At 58.0% G+C, this 2737-nt stretch carries 2 protein-coding genes; both read left to right on the forward strand.

Features of this window, described 5'->3' with window-relative positions:
- The coding region (locus tag ACXJ5O_RS23755; RefSeq protein WP_457302053.1) for an ethanolamine ammonia-lyase reactivating factor EutA at nucleotides 1-1558 on the forward strand (1558 nt) is incomplete at its 5' end.
- Between the two features lie 33 nt (nucleotides 1559-1591).
- On the forward strand, nucleotides 1592-2704 hold the full coding sequence (locus ACXJ5O_RS23760; RefSeq protein WP_457302054.1) for a cupin domain-containing protein: 1113 nt from the start codon (nucleotides 1592-1594) through the stop codon (nucleotides 2702-2704).
- Nucleotides 2705-2737: the final 33 nt, after the last annotated feature.

Consider the following 2737-nt stretch of genomic DNA (forward strand, 5'->3'; position numbering starts at 1 on the left):
GAGTGGCGAAGACCTGACTAGCCGGTACATCATCGTTTCGCGCGAAACACTCTACCAATCCCCGGTACGGTTTACACCCTACGAAAGCGAGACGCTGATTGATGCCCGGGCGCTGGGAGAAATTATCGACGACGCCTATGCCGCCGCGCAACTTTCTCCAGATGCCATCGACACCGGCGCAGTCATCCTAACGGGAGAGGCACTTCGCCGAGAGAATGCCAATGCGATCGCTTCGATCCTGGCAGCACAGGGTGGCCAGTTCGTTTGTGCCGCGGYCGGCCATCATATGGAAGCGATGCTCGCCGCCTATGGATCCGGTGCCGCGCGGCGCAGTTTCGACCAGGGAACGCGGCTCCTTAATATCGACATTGGCGGCGGCACGACAAAGCTCGCGCTGGTGGATCATGGCCGGATTTTGGCGACGGCGGCCTTTCACGTCGGTGGTCGTCTTCAGGTCGTGGATGAGGGCGGGCGGATCATACGGCTCGATCCAGCGGGCCGACACCACGCACAGCGCGCAGGCTTCGATTGGTCAGAGGGTGACCGGATTGATGTCGGTGATCTTGACCGCGTCGCGTCCATCATGGCTGATACGCTGATCGCGGCCATTGTCAGTCGGGACCCGGGCGAGGATGTGACTCATCTCTTTCTCACGGACCGCCTGCCGGAACTCGGCAACCTCGACGGGGTAGTTTTCTCTGRAGGTGTTGGCGAATTCGTCTATGGCCGGGAAAGACGGGATTTCGGCGATCTCGGCTCCCGGCTTGGCCTAGCCTTGCGTTTTCGGCTGGACGACGGCGCGATACCCTGGCCGCTTGTTGAGGCGGGCGAGTGCATTCGCGCTACGGCGCTCGGCGCTTCCGAATACAGCATCCAGCTCAGCGGTAACACCTGTTTCTTGTCGGACCCCGGCACTCTGCTGCCGCAGCGGAACCTTCAGGTCCTGCGTCCGCCCGTCGATCTCTCCAAAGAAATCGATGCGGTCGGAATCGGGCAGACGATCCAGCGGCATCTTCAACTGTTCGACGTCGTTGCTAMCAGCCCCAACGTTGCGCTCGCCTTCGAATGGGGCGGTACACCTGAATATGCGCGTATCCGCGCCTTCGCAGAGGCTATCGAAACTGGCCTTCGTGTACTGATCGATGCGGGTCAACCGTTATTTGTGATGCTCGATGGTGACATTGCCATGACGCTCGGTGCGATCCTCAAAGAAGAACTTGGCGTGCCTGGCGAAGTTCTTGTGCTGGACGGCCTCGCATTGCGGGATTTTGATTTTGTCGATCTTGGCCGTCTCCGGCTCCCATCGAGGACGGTGCCAGTGACGGTGAAATCCCTTGTGTTCAATGAAAGTGCMTCAAACCCTGGCAAGCCTCAGCGTCTGCACCACCGAGAAAGGGTGGCCAGTCCTCCCCATTCGCATTCGCATGCGACACAGCATCATCACCATCATCGTTCCGATCATCATGATCATGGCCCCGATCACGATCACCACCACGGCCATTCTCACAGCACGCCATCCGAATTGCGGACGGACGTGGCAACGAAAGAAAGCCGATAGACACCTGCAGTACCACCAAGAAAGGAAAGCCAGATGGCGAAAGACGCGCTCGTTTCCGAGGACATGGCAAACAAGTTCGCCACCGAAAAGGAAACGCCTTATACGCGCTGGATAAGAGATGAGGGGCTGGATATCATCCCTGCGCTCTACGTACGAAATCTCAGGACTGTGCCCCTGAAGCCCTGGGCGCGGCGTGGCGGCAATGCCGTCTTCGTCAATCATGATGCATCGCGCACCTCCAACGACAGCTATGTGATGGAGATCCCCGCGGGCAAGTCAATTGCGCCACATCGCCAGCTTTACGAGGAAATGATCCTCGTGCTTGAGGGACGTGGATCCACTACCGTATGGAATGATGCCGGCAAGAAGATCAGCTTCGAGTGGCAGGCGGGCTCGCTCTTTGCCATTCCTCTCAATACGCTGCACCAGCATTTCAACGGTTCGGGTCAGCAGCCTGCGCGCTATATCGGTGTTACGAATGCGCCTCCGATCATGAATCTCTACGAAGACCTCGATTTCGTTTTCAATTCAAAGCACGACTTTCCCAATCGTTTCTCCGGCGAACCGGATTATTTCAGCAACAAGGGCGAGCAAAAGGGTCTGCTGCTCGAAACTAACTTTGTTGCGGATGCAGTGAGCCTGCCATTGATCAGTGCCAAGGAACGCGGCGCCGGGGGCGGTCACATCCGCTTCAATATGGCGAAGGGCTCAATGAACAGCCACATTTCGCAGTTTCCGGTCGGGACCTACAAGAAGGGGCATGCCCATGGTCCCGGTGCGTATGTCATCATTCTCAGTGGTGAAGGCTACTCCTTGATGTGGCCGGAGGGCGAGGAACCGAGGCGCTACGAATGGGAGGTGGGCACGCTGATCGTTCCGCCGAACATGTGGTTCCATCAGCATTTCAACACGGGCACGACGCCGGCGCGCTATCTGGCTTTCAAGCACGAGGTGGTTTCCATACGCAATGCGCAAGGTGTTCCAAAAGCATGGATCAGCCGGCGTCTTGGCGGGGATCAGATCGACTATGCCGACGAGAGCGAATTGGTGCGGACGATGTTTGCCGAATCGCTGGCTAAAAACGGCCTGTCGCCACGAATGGAATCTGCCTACGAGACCGAGCTTGCGGATTTGCCGCCGAGGTAGACACCCACGACAGAAGACTCAGAAATCCAATAG

This window comes from Phyllobacterium sp. P5_D12 (genome assembly GCF_054049495.1).